This is a genomic window from Chitinimonas sp. (genome assembly GCF_041904975.1).
Lineage (GTDB): Bacteria > Pseudomonadota > Gammaproteobacteria > Burkholderiales > Chitinimonadaceae > Chitinimonas.
Window position 1 is genome coordinate 1 of sequence record NZ_JAYRLZ010000066.1, and the last position, 17,598, is coordinate 17,598.

At 62.0% G+C, this 17,598-nt stretch carries 14 protein-coding genes; 10 read left to right on the plus strand and 4 right to left on the minus strand.

What is annotated here, in order from left to right:
- Positions 1 to 351: 351 nt before the first annotated feature.
- Positions 352 to 1,158, minus strand: coding sequence for a metallophosphoesterase (locus ACE3OH_RS08515; RefSeq protein ID WP_374350821.1), 807 nt, complete (start codon positions 1,156 to 1,158; stop codon positions 352 to 354).
- 37 nt (positions 1,159 to 1,195) lie between these two features.
- The gene (gene queA / locus ACE3OH_RS08520; RefSeq protein WP_374350859.1) at positions 1,196 to 2,212 is read right to left on the minus strand and encodes a tRNA preQ1(34) S-adenosylmethionine ribosyltransferase-isomerase QueA; all 1,017 of its coding nucleotides are present in this window, start codon (positions 2,210 to 2,212) and stop codon (positions 1,196 to 1,198) included.
- A 203-nt stretch (positions 2,213 to 2,415) separates the two neighbouring features.
- On the opposite strand from queA, the gene aroQ reads away from it, so the two are divergent.
- From aroQ to ACE3OH_RS08570, 10 genes are all read left to right on the plus strand, one after another.
- The gene (gene aroQ, locus ACE3OH_RS08525; protein ID WP_374350824.1) at positions 2,416 to 2,904 is read left to right on the plus strand and encodes a type II 3-dehydroquinate dehydratase; all 489 of its coding nucleotides are present in this window, start codon (positions 2,416 to 2,418) and stop codon (positions 2,902 to 2,904) included.
- A gap of 35 nt (positions 2,905 to 2,939) precedes the next feature.
- A complete protein-coding gene (gene accB, locus ACE3OH_RS08530) occupies positions 2,940 to 3,395 on the plus strand; it encodes an acetyl-CoA carboxylase biotin carboxyl carrier protein (RefSeq protein ID WP_374350827.1) in 456 nt (151 codons plus the stop codon).
- A gap of 205 nt (positions 3,396 to 3,600) precedes the next feature.
- Positions 3,601 to 4,950 (plus strand): acetyl-CoA carboxylase biotin carboxylase subunit, encoded by a 1,350-nt coding sequence (accC, locus tag ACE3OH_RS08535; protein WP_374350831.1) that lies wholly within the window; start codon positions 3,601 to 3,603, stop codon positions 4,948 to 4,950.
- A gap of 91 nt (positions 4,951 to 5,041) precedes the next feature.
- Positions 5,042 to 5,926, plus strand: coding sequence for a 50S ribosomal protein L11 methyltransferase (gene prmA, locus ACE3OH_RS08540; RefSeq protein WP_374350834.1), 885 nt, complete (start codon positions 5,042 to 5,044; stop codon positions 5,924 to 5,926).
- Between the two features lie 199 nt (positions 5,927 to 6,125).
- On the plus strand, positions 6,126 to 7,364 hold the full coding sequence (locus ACE3OH_RS08545) for a DUF3426 domain-containing protein (RefSeq protein ID WP_374350836.1): 1,239 nt from the start codon (positions 6,126 to 6,128) through the stop codon (positions 7,362 to 7,364).
- Positions 7,365 to 7,441: 77 nt separating this feature from the next.
- The gene (tpx, locus tag ACE3OH_RS08550) at positions 7,442 to 7,954 is read left to right on the plus strand and encodes a thiol peroxidase (protein ID WP_374350839.1); all 513 of its coding nucleotides are present in this window, start codon (positions 7,442 to 7,444) and stop codon (positions 7,952 to 7,954) included.
- A 97-nt stretch (positions 7,955 to 8,051) separates the two neighbouring features.
- Positions 8,052 to 8,552: a thiol peroxidase gene (tpx, locus tag ACE3OH_RS08555; RefSeq protein ID WP_374350842.1), complete on the plus strand. Its 501-nt coding sequence runs from the start codon at positions 8,052 to 8,054 to the stop codon at positions 8,550 to 8,552.
- An 87-nt stretch (positions 8,553 to 8,639) separates the two neighbouring features.
- Positions 8,640 to 9,473, plus strand: coding sequence for a DUF3025 domain-containing protein (locus ACE3OH_RS08560; protein WP_374350844.1), 834 nt, complete (start codon positions 8,640 to 8,642; stop codon positions 9,471 to 9,473).
- A gap of 116 nt (positions 9,474 to 9,589) precedes the next feature.
- Positions 9,590 to 10,672, plus strand: a complete 1,083-nt coding sequence (locus tag ACE3OH_RS08565) for a sensor histidine kinase (RefSeq protein WP_374350847.1) — start codon at positions 9,590 to 9,592, stop codon at positions 10,670 to 10,672.
- 16 nt (positions 10,673 to 10,688) lie between these two features.
- The gene (locus tag ACE3OH_RS08570; RefSeq protein WP_374350853.1) at positions 10,689 to 11,465 is read left to right on the plus strand and encodes a LytR/AlgR family response regulator transcription factor; all 777 of its coding nucleotides are present in this window, start codon (positions 10,689 to 10,691) and stop codon (positions 11,463 to 11,465) included.
- A 100-nt stretch (positions 11,466 to 11,565) separates the two neighbouring features.
- Here ACE3OH_RS08570 and ACE3OH_RS08575 read toward each other — a convergent pair whose 3' ends face one another.
- Positions 11,566 to 16,455, minus strand: coding sequence for a PAS domain-containing protein (locus ACE3OH_RS08575; protein WP_374350862.1), 4,890 nt, complete (start codon positions 16,453 to 16,455; stop codon positions 11,566 to 11,568).
- A 109-nt stretch (positions 16,456 to 16,564) separates the two neighbouring features.
- Positions 16,565 to 17,598, minus strand: a 1,034-nt coding sequence (locus ACE3OH_RS08580) for a response regulator transcription factor (protein WP_374350856.1), incomplete at its 5' end; no start/stop codon positions are given.

The window sequence follows — 17,598 nt, forward strand, 5'->3', positions numbered from 1 at the left end:
GCGCTTTGCTTGCACGGCCATGTCACATGCCATGGCTAAAAGAGTAAGTGCCGGTGCAAAAAAGCGAACCGGCACCATCCAGTCTGATTGATTGGCAGACATCGCCAGAGCAGCGACTGCCCACCATTTGCCACGCCCATCCATTCGCGGCTGAAGCCGCTCCTACACGATCGCGCAAAGGCTAGGTAAGCGCTGTACGAATCACCCAACGCGCTAAATGCGCGGTCCCCGCGGGGATGGAGGGGGTGGAATCAAACTGCGAAAAATCAACGATCTATCCACTTTCGTGTTGGTCCCGGGTCTCGCGGGACATACGGTGGTGGTTGAGAACTCGATTCGTTCAGAGCTTCCTTATCGGGTATAGAACACCGGCTTGCCACCGCGATGCTCGGCCAGCGTCAGCCGCATCGGTGCGCCGCTGTCGATGCGGTTCACATCGACATTTCCCTCGTAGCCGGCACCGGTATCGAGATGGCAGTGCGATTGATAGATCACCGGATACGGCACCGGCGTATGGCCACAGTAGGTAAGCGACAAACCGTCGCGCCAGCTGGGGGCCTGGCGCTGCAATGAAGCAATGGCCGCATCATCAGCCAGGGTGCGACTCCAGATCAGCCGCTCCGGCGTGCGCTCGTCGGCCTGTTGCAGCTGACCATCGAGATCGGCATCGGTATACAGGGCCACGCCGGCGGGCGACTCCAGCAAGGCGGCATGCACCAGATTGAAGCGCTCCGGCGTGCCCGGCCCGACCACCAGCACATGGGGCAGGCGCCGCAATACCTGCGAGGCCGCTTCGAAATTCGGGTCGCGCTTGAGAATGCCACCCAGCGCCCAGGAGCCGCCATTGGCTACCGTCAGGGCGATGGCATTGTCGTCGCCGGTCATCGCGTCAAGGAACATCTGCTCATGATTGCCCAACACCCCGTAAAACCACGGCTGGCGCAATAGATTCAGGCAACCCATCGAATCGGGCCCTCGATCGATCAGATCACCGGTGCTGAACAGGCGATCACCCTTGCCCGGATCAAAACCGGCCGCCACCAGCAGGATCTCCAGATCGCGCCGACAGCCGTGCAGATCGCCGACGATAAAGTCGCGACCTTTTTCATTGCGCGGCAGGAAAGCCACGCGTAGCGCGGTGGGCGGGCGTGTGGACATGTCGGGATTATGGCAGCCGGATCAGCAATGGCTGCTTTCAATTGCGCTCGAGCAGCATGGCGTCACCATAGCTGAAGAAGCGGTAACGCTGCTCCACCGCTTGCTGGTAGGCATGCATGATGCGCTGGTGCCCGGCAAAGGCCGACACCAGCATCATCAGGGTGGATTTGGGCAAATGGAAATTGGTGAGCAGGCAATCCACCAGGCGGAAAGGAAAGCCCGGGGTGATGAAGATATCGGTGTCGCCGCTAGTTTCACTCAGCAAGCCATTGCGACTGCTGGCTTCCAGCGCCCGCAGGCTGGTGGTACCCACCGCCACGATGCGCCCGCCAGCTGCACGGGTCTGCTCAATGGCAGCGACCGTTTCCGCAGGAATCACATAGCGCTCATGATGCATGCGGTGCTCGGCGACATCCTCTACCCGCACCGGCTGGAAAGTGCCAGCGCCGACATGCAGGGTCACCGCCACCTTGCGTATACCGCGCGCCGCCAGCGCTTCGAACATGGCTTCGGTGAAGTGCAGCCCGGCAGTGGGCGCCGCCACCGCGCCCGGCTCGCGGGCAAATACGGTCTGGTAGCGCTCGGCATCGACGGCATCGGGGCTATGGGCAATATACGGCGGCAAGGGCAGCTCACCGGCCGCATCGAGCACATCCAGCACTGGCTGCTCGAATCGCAACCGGAAGAACTCCCCCTGTCGCTCGACCATGGTCGCACGCCATGTGCCACCGAACAGCAGGACGCCATCGGGCTTGGGCGACTTGCTGGCACGCAGCATCGCCAGCGCCTCGTATTCGCCGATTACCCGCTCGATCAGCGCCTCGACCTGGCCACCACTGTCTTTCTGACCATGCAGGCGCGCCTTGATGACGCGGGTGTCATTGACCACCAGCAAATCGCCAGCACGCAATAGATCGGGCAAGTCAGCAAACATGCGGTGCTGCAGGCCGTCTGCATGATCAAGATGCAGCAAGCGGCTGGCGCCGCGCTCGGCGGGTGGAAACTGCGCAATCAGTTCGTCAGGCAGGTGGTAGTCAAAATCAGAGAGGCGCATCGAATCGTAAATCTGCTTGGCGGCATACGGGAAAGCGGCGATTATACCAGCCCGCACGCTTATCACGCCCTTGGCACGGCCCTATGACACGCCATGCCATCAGCATTCCCGCAACAATTACCCTTGATTTTCAAGCAGGCGCTTGACTGAATTTTCGGCGATCTGTAGACAACGTGCGCGCAACTGCGGCAAACTCGCCGCCTATGATCGAACCAACCCCGCAAAATTCACCTGGACAGGCTCGCAAGATTCTGGTGCTGCATGGCCCGAATCTGAATCTGTTAGGGCGTCGCGAGCCACAGCATTACGGCGCGCAAACCCTGGCCAGCATCGATCAATCCCTGATCGAGCAGGCGCGGTTGGCGGGTTTCACCTGCAATACCTTCCAGAGCAATAGCGAAGCCGCACTGATTGATCGCGTTCACGCCGCCTTTGATGACGGCACTGCCTTTATCGTGATCAATCCGGCAGCCTTTACCCACACCAGCATCGCCTTGCGCGATGCACTGGCCGGTGTGAGGCTGCCATTCATCGAAGTTCATCTCTCCAATGTCCACGCCCGTGAGCCTTTCCGGCATCACAGCCATTTCTCCGATCTGGCGCATGGCGTGATCTGCGGTCTGGGCGCTGCCGGTTACGGCTATGCACTCAGCGCCGCCATCGATTATCTGAACCAGCATCACGCAGCCTAGCTGCCTGCTGAATCCTCATCTGACAAGGAACGGGCATGGATCTACGCAAGCTCAAAAAGCTGATCGACCTCGTTGAAGAATCCGGCATTGCCGAGATCGAAGTCACCGAAGGCGAAGAAAAAGTCCGCATTACCCGCGTGACCCAGAATACCCAGGTCATGTATGCACCCTCGCCGATGCAGCATTACGCCATGCCGCAGGCGGCACCGGCTGCAGCAGCCGTCGAAGCCGCCGCGCCAGCCAGCAGCCTGCCCGAAGGCACCGTGGTCAAGTCGCCGATGGTCGGCACCTTCTACCGCGCGGCCAGCCCCGGTGCCAAGCCGTTTGCCGAAGTCGGCCAGTCGGTCAGCGCCGGCGACACGCTGTGCATTATCGAGGCGATGAAGCTACTCAACGAGATCGAAGCCGAAACCAGCGGTGTGATCAAGGCCATCCTGGTCGAGAACGGCACACCGGTCGAATACGGCGAGCCCTTGTTCATCATCGGTTGAACTCCTGGTGAAACGTGAAAAGTGAAACGTGGCGCGCGTGCCACGGTTTCCTCACGTTTCACCTTTCACATTTCACGGGGTTCCGAAATGTTTGAAAAAGTCCTTATTGCAAACCGCGGCGACCAGCCGCGCAGCGGCGCAGCGACGCAGTCAAATCGCACGGCGACCGCAGGTCGCTTGGGCGATTTCGCCGCGGAGACAGCCCATGTTTGAAAAAGTCCTCATCGCTAACCGCGGCGAAATCGCCCTGCGCATCCAGCGCGCCTGCCGCGAGCTCGGTATCAAGACGGTGGTGGTCCACTCCGAAGTCGACCGCGAAGCCAAGTACGTCAAGCTGGCCGATGAATCGGTATGTATCGGCCCGGCGCCCTCGCCGCAGTCTTATCTGAATATTCCCGCCATCATTTCCGCTGCCGAAGTGACCGATGCCCAGGCCATCCACCCCGGCTACGGTTTTCTGAGCGAGAACGCCGATTTTGCCGAACGGGTCGAGCAGTCCGGATTCGTGTTTATCGGCCCACGCCCCGAATCCATCCGCCTGATGGGCGACAAGGTGAGCGCCAAGGATGCGATGAAGGCATCCGGCGTGCCTTGCGTACCGGGTTCCGATGGCGCCCTGCCCGATGACCCGGAGGAAATGCTCAAGATCGGCCGCAAGGTCGGCTACCCGGTGATCATCAAGGCATCGGGCGGTGGCGGCGGCCGTGGCATGCGCGTGGTGCGCAGCGAAGAAGAACTGATCCAGTCGGTCAATATGACCCGTACCGAAGCCGGCGCAGCCTTTGGCAATCCGACCGTGTATATGGAGAAGTTCCTCGAAAACCCGCGTCATATCGAAATCCAGGTGCTGGCAGACGAATACGGCAATGCCATCTACCTTGGCGAGCGCGACTGCTCGATGCAGCGCCGCCACCAGAAGGTGATCGAAGAGGCGCCGGCACCTGGCATTACCGACAAGCAGCGCAAAAAGGTCGGCGAAGCCTGTGCCGAAGCCTGCCGCCGCATCGGCTATCGCGGCGCGGGCACTTTCGAATTCCTGTTCGAAAACGGCGAGTTCTACTTTATCGAGATGAACACCCGGGTACAGGTCGAGCATCCGGTCACCGAGCAGATCACCGGCATCGATATCGTGCAGGAGCAGATCCGCATTGCCGCCGGCCAGAAGCTGCGCTTTGGCCAGAAAGACATCGTGCTGCATGGTCATGCGATGGAATGCCGGATCAATGCCGAAGACCCGTTCAAATTCATCCCCAGCCCCGGCAAGATCGCCACCTACCATCCGCCTGGCGGCCCCGGCATCCGGGTCGACTCGCATATCTACCAGGGCTACACCGTACCGCCCAACTATGACTCGATGGTCGGCAAGGTGATTGCCTATGGCGACACCCGTGAGCAGGCCATGGCGCGTATGCGCATTGCGTTATCGGAAATGGTGATCGAGGGCATACACACCAATATCCCCTTGCACCAGATGCTGTTCAACGATAAGGGCTTTGTAAAGGGCGGCACCTCGATCCACTATCTGGAGCATCTGCTGGCCGACAAGAAAGGCTGATCGTTCTTGTCGCAGCCTTGCCGCAGCAAGGTGGTAAAATACACACAGGCCGGTTTTATCCGGCCTTTGTCATATTGACCTGGAGTGTGCAATGCCCTGGCAAGAAGTCCGTATCCACGCCGATTCCGCCCATGCAGAGGCGCTGTCTGACGCCCTGTTCGATTTGGGTGCCCTGAGCGTCAGCATCGAAGACGCCGCTGCCGGCACTGCCGAGGAAAAACCGATTTTCGGCGAGCCCGGCATGCCGGTCGAAGCACTATGGGAACACAGCGTGGTGATCGCCCTGCTCGAGCATGATGCCGATGCCGCCACCCTGGTTGCAGCAGCCACCGCCAGCGCCGGCGTCGCCACCGGCAATTTCACGGTAAGCCAGGTCGAGGAACAGGATTGGGTAAGGCTGACCCAGTCGCAGTTCGACCCGATCCAGGTGTCCGATCGGTTGTGGATTACCCCCACCTGGCATGAAGCCACGCCCAATGCGATCAATATCGCTCTCGATCCGGGTCTCGCTTTCGGTACCGGCAGCCATCCGACCACCTGGCTATGTTTGCAGTGGCTGGATCAGCAGCTGCTTCCGGGCGAATCGGTGCTCGACTATGGCTGTGGCTCGGGCATTCTCGCCATTGCGGCACGCCTCTTGGGCGCCGGCGAAACCCACGGCGTCGATATCGATATGCAGGCAATGACCGCCAGCCGTCAGAATGCCGAACAGAACCGGGTACAGGCCGACTTTTACCTGCCTGACGAAGCGCCGGAGCGGGTGTATGACCTCGTCGTCGCCAATATCCTTACCAACCCGCTGAAAATGCTGGCGCCACTGCTGGCCAGCCGCTGCCGCCCCGGTGGCCGCCTGGTGCTGTCGGGCATTCTGGCCGAGCAGGCTGAGGACATCATCGCCATTTACGCAAACCAGTTCGATCTGGCGGTATCAGCCAGCCGCGAAGGTTGGGTGCGTATTGCCGGCACCCGCCGCTAAAGTCGCCAAGCCTGCGTTGGCGCGAATCAGACTGGCTTGGCCACACGATGGGCCCCGCTGCTTGCCCGGCCAAGGTAGCCCATGCTAGCTTGCCAAGGCCAGGCTGGCAGCGCCGAACTACCGACTGCGCCTTTGCCTGCAGAGCCCGCGTGACCGCCAATACGACCTGCCGATTGATTACTGAAGCCTGATCCCGCCCATGTTCCACGTTACGCGCTGCCCGAACTGCCGAACCAGCTTCCGTGTTACCGATGCCCATCTGAGCGCGTTTGACGGCAAGGTACGCTGTGGTCGCTGTGCCTTTGTATTCGACGCGCGCGAGCACTTTATCGGCGAATCGGCCAGCAAGCCGCCCAAGCCGGTGCCCGCCACGCCCAGCCCGACACCCGCCAGCGCTGCAACTCCGGCCAGTGCGCCAGCAATGCAAGGCCAGGCGGCGACAGCGCAAGAGGAAGATGGATACGGCATCGACAGCATCAGCCAGCAGCTTGGCGCCGCAGCGGCGGCCGAGCACGACGAGGCCGATTCGCTCACCAGCCAGAGCCTGCAACACCTGGCCGATGTGCTGGCCAAGGCCGATTCTGCTCGCAGCAAGCCGGCCATGCTGGAGCTGGACCTGGATACCGACGGCGCAGCCGGGGCAGACCCTGCCGTCGTCGATGCCGCAAGCACCGATCCGGCGGGCGACTATGCCCAGATGATCGTCGATGAAATCGTTATCGAAGCGCCGCCTGAACCTGCCGAGGACCTCTCCCCGGCAGCGTTCGAATCCTGGGCCAAGCAATTGGCGCTGCCGCCCGAGCCGGTAGTCACGGCGCCGGTGACGCCACCAGTTGCCGAGGCTGCGCCCCAGCCAGTCGACGATGAACCGGCCGACTATCGCCCTATCCTTACTGCTGAAGATGAGGCCCTGCTGCGCGTTCCCAGCCGGCCTTCGCCATGGCGCTGGTTGTGGAGCATTCCCTGCCTGCTGGCGCTGCTTGCCCTCGCCGGCCAACTGGCCTATCACTATCGCTCGGAACTGGCAGTGCAGTTGCCGGGCATGCGCCCGCGCCTGCAGCGCTTTTGCGAGCTGGCCGGCTGCCGGCTGGAGTTGCCGTCGCGCAGCGAATACCTGCATACCGACTGGTCCGAATTGAAATTCGCCCCCGAGCATCCGAGCGTCATCCAGGTCGATGCCACCTTGCGCAACCAGGCCGGTTTCGACCAGGCGCTGCCCTTGATGGAGCTCACCCTTACCGATGATGTAGACCGGATTGTTGCGCGCAAAGTGTTCGATGCGCGTGCCTATCTGGCCCCCTTGGCCGATGGCACGCCGGCACCGCTGCCGGCCAGCCTTGCTGCCGGCGGCGAATTGCACGCCTTTTTGCAGCTGGACCTCGGCAGCCTGCATAGCAGCGGCTACTCGATCAACTGGATCTACGCCACACGCAATTGATTGCACGGGCTGCATGCCTTGCTTTCGCCGAAAACGGCACCGATACTTGCCAGAGGCATTCACCGGAGGAAAATCGTATGGCCACCGTGCTACTTAATGGCGAACCCCTCGGCGTAGGCGGGCGATTCCCGCGCGTCGGCGATATCGCACACAGCTTCATGCTGGTGGATACGAGTCTGGGCGATGTGCCGCTGTCCAAATTCATGGGTCGCCGCAAGATCATCGCCGTGGTCCCCAGTGTTGATGCCGATATCGGCCTGCGCATTGCCAAGCGCCTGGAAAGCTTTGCCGACAGTTTCCCCAATACCCGGGTATTTGTCGTCTCGATCGACACGCCCTACGCACTGTCGCGCATTGTGGCGCTGGAAGGTTTTCGCAAGATCCAGCTGCTTTCCACCATGCGTGGCCGCGATTTCCACAAGGACTATGGCGTCATGATCACCGATGTGCCGCTGTCAGGCATGATGGCCACCGCCCTGTTCGGCCTCGACGAGAACGACAGCGTGCTGTATGCCGAACTGGTGCAGGACGTCAACGGCGAACCCAATTACGACAGCCTGGCAGAAGCGATGCTCCCTGCCTCCGCCTGATAGCCACTACCCGGCTTGACCGCTCGACACCATTCCCGCACAGGGAATGGTGTTTTACGTTTTATTCCCGTTTCCAACCCAATAAAAGGAGTACCCAATGTCCACTGTTACCCTGCGTGGCAATCCCATCCCGGTCAACGGCGAATTTCCGGCTGTTGGCAGCAGCGCGCCGGCGTTCAGCCTGGTGGCGGCCGATCTGTCCGATGTCACGCTGGAGAGCTATGCCGGCAAACGCAAGATTCTCAATATTTTCCCGAGCATCGATACGCCGACCTGCGCCATGTCGACGCGCAAATTCAATGCCGAAGCCGATAAACTGGCCAATACCGTGGTGCTGTGCATTTCTGCCGACCTGCCGTTTGCCCAGAAGCGCTTTTGCGGCGCCGAGGGCCTTGCCAATGTAGTCACCCTGTCGACCATGCGCGGTCGTGAATTCATTCGCAATTACGGCGTAGAGATCGGTGCCGGTCCGCTGGCCGGCGTGACCGCGCGTGCCGTAGTGGTGCTCGACGAAGCCAACAAGGTACTGCATGCCGAGCTGGTCGGCGAAATCGCCGATGAGCCCGATTACGCTGCGGCACTGGCGGCACTACAGTAACAGCCACTCAGGGGCGTCAGTCATGCTGGCGCCCTGCCCTGCCCCAACCCTATCCTGCATGCTGGCGCCACGCTTTGGCTACCGCCCATGCACCTCCAGCACACCGTGACCGCTCCCGCCCCCCCGATCTGGCCCAGCAACCTTGCCGCGCAGGGTGACTGGTTTGCCGGCATCCGACCTTGCCTGAAGCAATTGGCCTGGCAGCAGTTTCCAGACCTTGCCGCCTGGGATATTGCCTGCACCACCTTGCAGCCCTGCAATGCTGCTGGCGCGCCGATACGGTTTGTCGTCCCGGCCGACAACGATGCGCAAGGCTATGAACCACGCATCGCCGACACAGGCGAAGTGGCCACCCGCCCCAACAACTGGCATGACTGCTTCAATGCCCTGGTATGGCTGAGCTGGCCGCGCAGCAAGGCCGCGCTCAATGCCCTGCATATGCGCGAAATCAGCCTGCAAACCGGCCCGCAACGCAGTCGGGCGCGCGATGCCGCCACCCTGCTCGATGAATCGGGCCTGATCCTGGCCCATAGCCATGATGATGTGCTTGATGCGCTGTATGCCCGCGACTGGTCTACCCTGTTCGTCGAACAGCGCGGCGCATGGGGGACAAGGCGCAAGCCGCTGGTTTTCGGCCATGCCGTGCTGGAAAAGGCCTTGTCGCCCTATATCGGCATGGTAGCCAAGGTAGTGCCACTGGCTGTGCCGGCATCGTGGTTCGCCCTGGGCGAGGCCGAGCAGCTTGCCCATCTGGACGAGGCTCTGGCAAAAAACATCGCGCACGGCGCCTTGAGCACACCGGCCAGCCTGCCCCCCATGCCCTTGCTCGGCATCCCCGGCTGGTGGCCACGGCAAGACGCGCAGTTCTATGCCGATCAACATCACTTCCGTCCGCCACTTCCAACCGCTCGTCCCGCATAAGCCGGCTTTGACCGGAAATGAAGCAGCCTGTCGCATGATGCTGCCTCAATTGCTCCTGCCCGGTTTAGGCTGCACCTGAATTGAACTTTAGATCTTCGCACTTGCGCCAGGCTGATATGACCAGACCAGACTTTGACACACGCTACCGCAGTCCGCTGTGGCGCAATCTTCTGATTACGCTGGCGATCAATACCGCGATCAGCGTTTGGTACGCCCATATTACTCAGTCTCCGCTATGGCGGATCCTGCTGACCTTTCACCTGCTGGGACTGGCCCTGCTAGCCGGTATTACCGCCATCTTTGCCATTGCCAAGCCTTCCCCCCGGCGCGAGCCCTACTATATGGCCGGCGCTGTCCTCGGTAGCAGCGTGCTCGGGGTGCTATTCAACTGGCTACTTCGCATAGACGACTGGATCAATGCCGTACGCGAGGCGCCTGAACGCTTGCTGCTGCATCTCTTGGTGAGTCTGGCAGTCACCACCATGATTTCCGCGATTGTCGCCAGCATTCTCTGGGGGCGCGAAAAAGCCGGGCGCATGGCCGCTGCCTACCAGGCAGAACAGGCCAAGAATGCCGAGCAGGCGCGCCGGCTGATGCAGGCGCAGTTGCGCATGCTGCAGGCGCAGATCGAGCCGCATTTCCTGTTCAACACCCTGGCCAATGTGCAGAGCCTGATCGATGTATCGCCCAGCCTGGCCAAACAGATGCTGGGCCTATTCAACGACTACCTGCGCGCCTCACTGGCCCGCACCCGCAACGACATCGGCACGGTGGGCGAGGAATGCAGCCTGCTGCGCGCCTATCTCGGCATCTTGAAGATCCGCATGGACAGCCGCCTGCAGTTCCGTATCGATTGCCCCGGCGATCTGCAGGCTTGCCCGCTGCCGCCGATGCTGTTGCAGCCCTTGGTGGAAAATGCCATCCAGCACGGGCTGGAGCCCAAGGTCGAAGGCGGCGCCGTATCGGTTTCGGTCAGCCGCACCGGTCAGTGGCTGCGCCTGGAAGTCAGCGACAATGGCCTGGGCTTGCCGGCGACGGTGTCCAGCCATGGCGTTGGCCTCAGCAATGTGCGCGAACGCCTGGCTTCGCTGTACGAAGGCAAAGCAAGGTTCGAATTGCTCGGCCAGGCCGGCGGCGGAACACTGGCGCGTCTGGAAATACCGCTGCCCGATCAAGCCAGCCAACCCATGGCCCACTAGCCCCCAAAGGCCCACCATGCTCAAGCCAAGCACTTCCGCCACCGCCATCATTGCCGACGACGAGCCGCATCTGGCGGACTACCTCAAGGCCCGCCTCACCGCTCTATGGCCAGGGCTCGATATAGTATGCATAGCCCGCAACGGCCTGGAAGCGGCCAGCGCGCTGCATGAATATGAGCCGGACATTGCCTTTCTCGATATCAGGATGCCCGGCCTTACCGGCCTCGAGGTGGCCCGATCAGCCCAGGACTGCCACTGCGTATTTGTCACCGCCTATGACCAGTACGCGGTTGAAGCCTTCGAGCGCGACGCTATCGATTACCTGCTCAAACCGTATAGCGATGAGCGCCTGGTGCAGACCATCAACAAGCTGCAGGAGCGGCTGAGCAGTCAGCAAAACCCGCATGGGGACGATCTGCTCGACCGACTGCGCGACCTGCTCGGCCACGACCGTCCAGGCGGCACGGGCCGGCTCAGCTGGATACGCGCAGGCCACGGCAATGAAGTGAAGCTGATCGCGGTCGATGATGTCTGCTATTTCCATGCCGCTGACAAATACACCACGGTGCTGACTGCCAGTGGCGAATACCTGATCCGCACCTCGCTGAAGGAGCTCTGCGACCAGCTTGATCCCGACCGGTTCTGGCAGGTGCATCGCGCCACCGTCGTGAATGTGGCCGATATTGCCGAGGCGCGGCGCGACTTTACCGGCAAGGTGACACTGACCCTGAAGTCACGCCCTGAAAAGATTCCGGTCAGCCGCGCCTATGCCCATTTGTTCAAACAGATGTAGGGCAGAGCCCCGCAGGGAAGGCTGGCACAGCGCCGGTGGTGGCGCGCATTAGGCTCTGTTGACGTTTTGTCGGCGGATCGCGACAAAGCGTCAACAGAGGCTAGTGCTCAGCCATGCGTTCGAGCTCGCTCAGTACCAGATCGACCTGATGAGCCAGCGACTCGCAGGCGGCGCTGATTTGCGCGGCGTTCAGCTCCTCCTTGATCAGGCGCTCCAGGCGTGCCGCCTCATCCGACAGGGGCATGGCACCGATGGTGGCAGCCGAACTCTTCAGCGTATGCATCAGGCGGATCGCCTCCTGCTGTGAGCCCTGTTGCAGCAGCCACTCCAGCTGTTGCGAGATGCCGGCCAGTTCGCGGCGAAACTCGACAATCAGGCCATCGTAGAGCTGCGTGTCGCCCATCATGGATTTGAGCGCCCGCTCGCGGTCGACAGTCAGTCCGGGACGCGGCTCCACGACGGCCGGCTCTTGCGGCGCACCACTGTCGCCGCCGGCGGCGATCATCCGCTGGATCAGGGCCACCAGGCGCGCACGATCAAAAGGCTTGCCGACATGCTCGTTCATGCCGGCCTCCAGGCAGGCAGCCCGATCGGCCGGCATGGCATTGGCGGTCATGGCGATAATCGGCAAATCGGTCAACCCCAATACATTGCGGATCTTGTGGGTGGCGGTATAGCCATCCATCACCGGCATCTGCACATCCATCAACACCACATCGTATTGCGGATTGGCGCGCGCGATCGCTGCCACTGCCAGTTCGCCGTTTTCGGCCAGTTCGACTATCGCGCCCTCGCGCCCAAGCAAGCCCTTGGCTACCTGCTGATTCACCACATTGTCTTCCACCACCAGCAGGCGTACGCCGCTAAGCCCCAGCGCACGACCGCCAGCTTGCTGACGGCTGCGCAGATGCGCCTGGCTATTGCGGGCACTGGCCACCGATTCGCGCAGCGCGTCCGGCGACAGGGGCTTGACCAGAAAGCCGTTGAGCATGGCCTGCTCGCGCTCGCTGCGATAGCCAAGCATATCCATGCCATGCGAGCTCATCATGATGATGATCAACTCGCCGCCAGCCGCGCCAAGGCGCCGGATCTCACGGCTGGTTTCCCAGCCATCCAGCCCCGGCATCTGCCAGTCCACCAGCACGACATCAAACGGCTGACCAGCGGCGGCCTGATCAGTAATGCGCTGCACGCCCTGGGCGCCGTCAGTGCAAGCCTCGGCCAGCCAGCCCATGCCCTGTGCCATGGTCATTACCGTATCGCACACCGTGTCATTGTCATCGATCACCAGGCAGCGCAGCTGGCCAAGCGGCTCGGGCAAAGCCGGCGCGGCCAATACCTGCCAGGGAGGCGTACTGGGCTTGGCGGGCGCAGCGATCGCCGCTGGCACCGCTTCGGCCGGCAATTCCAGCTCCGGCAATTCGGCCAGTGCCATATCCAGCGAGAAAGAGAATTCGCTACCGACATTGGGCTCGCTGCGCAGCGAAATCTCGCCACCCATCATTTCCACCAGGCTGCGGCTGATAGCCAGACCCAGGCCAGTACCGCCAAAACGCCGGGTGGTGGCCGCCTCGGCCTGGGCAAAGCCTTCGAACACCCGACCCATCTGCTCCACCGTCATGCCGATGCCGGTATCGCGTACCGCAAACTGCACCTGCACGCTATCGTTACTGCGCGCCAGCACCTTGATCGCCACCACCACCTGGCCGCGCTCGGTGAACTTCACTGCATTGCCAGCCAGATTGACCAGCACCTGCTGCAGGCGCAGGTCGTCACCAAGCAGCGCCGCCGGCAGATCGGCATCGATATCGAACTGCAGCTGTACCGGCTTGCTGCCGACGCTGGCTCCGAGTATCACCGCCAACTCGCGCACTAGCTGCGCCGGGCGGAACGGGTGCAGGTCCAGCGTCATCTTGCCGGCTTCCACCTTGCTGAAGTCGAGAATGTCATTGATGATGCCCAGCAGCGATTTGGCCGCGATTTCCGCCTTGCTGCTGTAATCCTGCTGCTGCGCTGTCTGCTCGGTGTATTGCAGCAATTGCAGCATGCCGATGATCGCATTCATCGGCGTGCGGATTTCATGGCTCATATTCGCCAGGAACTGGCTCTTGGCCAAGGTGGCCTGCTCGGCCTGCTCCTTGGCTTGCTGCAGACTGCGCTCGTATTCCTTGCGGGCGGTATTGTCATAGCCCACCGCCAAGTGGCCAATCAGCGCCCCCTCATCGGTACGCATGGCGCTGACGATCACCACCGCGGTGAACTGGCTGCCATCCTTGCGCACATAGGTCCATTCCTCCGGCTCGGTAATGCCCTGGTCGGCCTTGGCGTACAACACGCCTTCCGTGTCCAGCTCGAAGCCCACCTCGGCCGAGCAACGCTCGGCACGTTGGACCAGTTCACCCTGCAGATGGAACAGGGTGGCCGATTCCTTGCCGACCACCTCGTCCGCTGAGTAGCCCAGCAGATGCTGTGCGCCGCGGTTGAAAACGGTGATCAAGCCATCGACGCCGGTGGCGATGATCGATACATCGAGCGCTGCATCGAATACCGCACTGAGCAGCGAACCGGTGGCGCGTAAAGCCTCTTCGGTGCGTTTGCGCGCGGTGATGTCCTGTGCCGCGCCGGCAAGGCGCAGTGGCCGTCTCCCGGCCGCCTGCGCATCCGGCGCCGCCGCGTCGTATTCGGCCTCACCGACAACGCGTACCCAGGCGTACAGACCATTGCCGGTCAGGATGGGGAGCTCCATATCCCATGGCGTGCCTTGCGAAATACAGTCCTGCACTGCCTGTTCGAACTGCGGTCGCACCTCCGGTGCAAAGAAGCTGTAGAAGTCGTCCATGGTCAGCTGCTGCTCGGCATCCACTTCGAATACCTGCCGCGTCTGCGCCGACCAGTGCAGCTGCATGTCTTCCAGATTGAGCTGCCAGGCACCAAGGCCGGTCAGCCTGCCGGCCTGCTCGAGAAAGGCCTCGTTCTCCTGCGCCTGCTGCTCGGCCAGCTTGCGCACCGAAATATCGGTATGAGTGCCAGCCATCCACGCCGGCTTGCCGGGCGCATGCCAGGACTGCACCGAGCCGCGTGCCAGTATCCACACCCAGTTACCCAGCTTATGGCGCATGCGGAATTCGCATTCGTAGTACTCGGTTTCGCCGGCAAAATGACGCGCCAGTGTTTCCTCGGTGCGCGCTACATCGGCCGGATGCAGCAGGCTGCGCCAGGTCTCCACCGTCAGTGGCGCCAGTTCTGCTTCGGTGTAGCCGATCATCCCGGTCCAGCGCGCATTGGCGTGCACCTGGCCGGTCGCGACCTGCCACTCCCAGGTGCCGGCATGGGTGCCTTCCAGCACATTGGCGAAATACTGTCGTTCCTGCTCCAGCGCCTGCTGCAAGCCCTTGCTGACAGTAATGTCGGTACTGATGGACACATAGCGCTCCACCAGGCCGTTCTGGTCGGGGAACGGGGCGATCAGGCTATCCACCCAGTACTGCTCACCCTGGGCATTGCGATTGCAGATCTCGCCGCGCCAAGGTTTACCCTGGCTGATCGCCTGCCAGACACTTTGCCAGAAGGCCTTGTCATGCAGGCCGGAGCCAAGCAGGCGATGATCCTGCCCCAGCAAGGCAGCACGGGAGTAGCCGGTCAGCGCGCAAAAGGCATCATTGACTTCGACTATCCTGCCTTGCCGGTCTGCTACCGACACGATCAGATGCTGGCGTATGGTGCGCTGCATGGTCTGCGCTTCGCGCAAGGCCACCTCCAGCTCGGCTTTCGCCTGTACCAGGGCGCTCATGGCTTCGCCGGCACGGTGTTCTGCGCGCTCGCGACCGCGCCCCAGCACCAGAATCAGCATGGCCAGCAGCAAACCCAAGGTGCTGCCGGCCGCACCAAACCACAGCGGCGCCTGCTCCACCGTACTGGCTTCGAAATCGTGGGTGCTGTGGGCGATCAATAGAAAATTGCGCCCTTCGAACTGCAAGATGCGCTGAAAGTGGTAGCGACCCTGCGGTGCAGCATCGCTGCGATCCAGCGAGTAAAGCAGATGGTCGGCATGGGGATTGGTGCCGTCGTACAGCTGGAAATTCAGGCCGCTGATGTCGCCAGAGGGCATCTGGTCCAGCAGTTGCGCAATCACCACCGGCGCGAACACCAGCCCGGTAATGGCGGCCCGCCGTGCCGAGGCAGAACGGCGATCGGCATTGTCGCGATACACCGGCAGCACATAGGCAAAGCTTGGCAGGCCATCGCCCTTGTACTCGAGCTGGATATACGGCATCAGCACCGGCAAGCCGCTATCGATGGCAAACTCGATCAGGCTGCGCCGCTCGGGATTGCCGCCCAGATCGATCCCCCAGGCGCCTCGGTTGGCCTGTTGCGGCTCGATATGGCGCACCACATAGAGATCCTGGTCGCCATTGAGGCTATTGATGGCAAAACCGGGTTCGCTGCGCCGCGCCGCCGCCTCGAAGGCCGGCAGCGCATCGCGCTCCAGCGGCGCGATCCAACCCATGGCGCGAACACCGGGGTATTCATGTTCCAGATCATGGGCAGCCAGATAGGCACGGAATGCCTTCCCATCCAGGTCCGGATTGCTGGCATACAGGGCGCGCAGGCCATTTAGACCATACAGCGGTCGCGCCATGTATTCGCGAATGTCGCGTGCAAGCGCGTCGGCCATCCGGTCAAAACGGGTTTGCCCTTCACGCTGTACCTGGGCGCGCATGGCCAGCACCACCAGGGTGGTCAGGCACAAGCTGCCGAGCAGCACCATGGCGGCCAGCCAGACTGCGCCCAGGCGGCGGATCCGTCCCGGCCCCACGGCGGCTGCCTGCCGCTTGAAGCGCCACAGCAATAGCGGCCCACCAAACAGACACAGCAGCAGCATATTGAGCAGAATGGCCAGCAGGCCATTGGGCTCTGCCGGCGCCCACCAGGGGCGACCAAGCAGCAGCAGCAGCTCGATGCCGGCCAGCATCGCCCCGCCTTCCAACATCAAGCGCAACCTTCGCCGCCGTATCTGCATATCCACCCGTCCGGGCTGGCGGCAAGTGCGGGGCCTGTCAGGTCATGGCCGGCCTTGCATGGCCCGGCCACACACCGCATCAGGCACTGCCTTGCACCGCCCTCAGTTCATTGATGATGCTGGAGAGTTGGTCCTGCACCAGCACTTCCTTGCTCTGCACATCCACCACCCGCTCCAGCCCGGTGCGGAACACATTGGCCATGTAGCGCTCCTGCTGATCGCTCAGCGCGACACTGAGCAGGGCGCGTTCAGCCTCCATATTCGCCTGGTTGACCGCCAGCGCAGTGGCCGCCCGGCCTTCGCGCTGGGCCTGGTCGATCATCTCCAGGGTCTTTGAGATACGCTGCACCACCTGGCGGATCACCTCGCCTCGGTGTTGCGCCGCCTGCATCATGTCCAGCGCCACCACGCGCGCCTGGGCCGACTCCAACAGCATAGCCAAGTGGTCGCGCAAGCGCCCACAGCGGTCGGCATCCTCAAGCGGCAGGTTGTTAACCAGCAAGGAAACCTGCTCATAGGTAATGGCAAGCCGGTTCTTGAACTGGGTAATGCGCTCCATCTTGCTCATATGCTCGATCACCGACAGATCCAGCGGGCTGGCCGGGCCGCGCGAAGTAAGGCTGAATACGCCGGACGCCGAGCGCAGCTGCACCACGCAATCAAGACCGAAATTGCCCGCCGTGTTGACTATCGCCTGCGCCAAGGCAGCGAAATCGTCACAATGGTTGAAGGTCTTCACCCCTTCGAGCAGGCAACCGAGCTCGCTCATGCTCGACATGGCGGTCATGGCGGCCGCCGACGTAAAACTCACCGATTCGCGCAACTGCCGGCGCTGCTCGGCCAAGGTGAGCAAGGCCTTGACCTTGGCCTCCAGAAACAACAGGTTGAACGGCTTGGTCAGGTAATCATCGCCGCCCACTTCGAGGCCCTTGAGCCTGTCCTCGATCGCATCCTTGCCCGACAGGAACAGGATGGGCAACTCCTGATAGGCCTCGTTTTCGCGCAAGCGCTGGCAGACCTCGTAGCCATTCATTTGCGGCATTTCCACATCGAGGATGACAATATCGGGCTGGCATTGCGCCACCTTTTGCAAGGCGTCGGCGCCATCGTCTG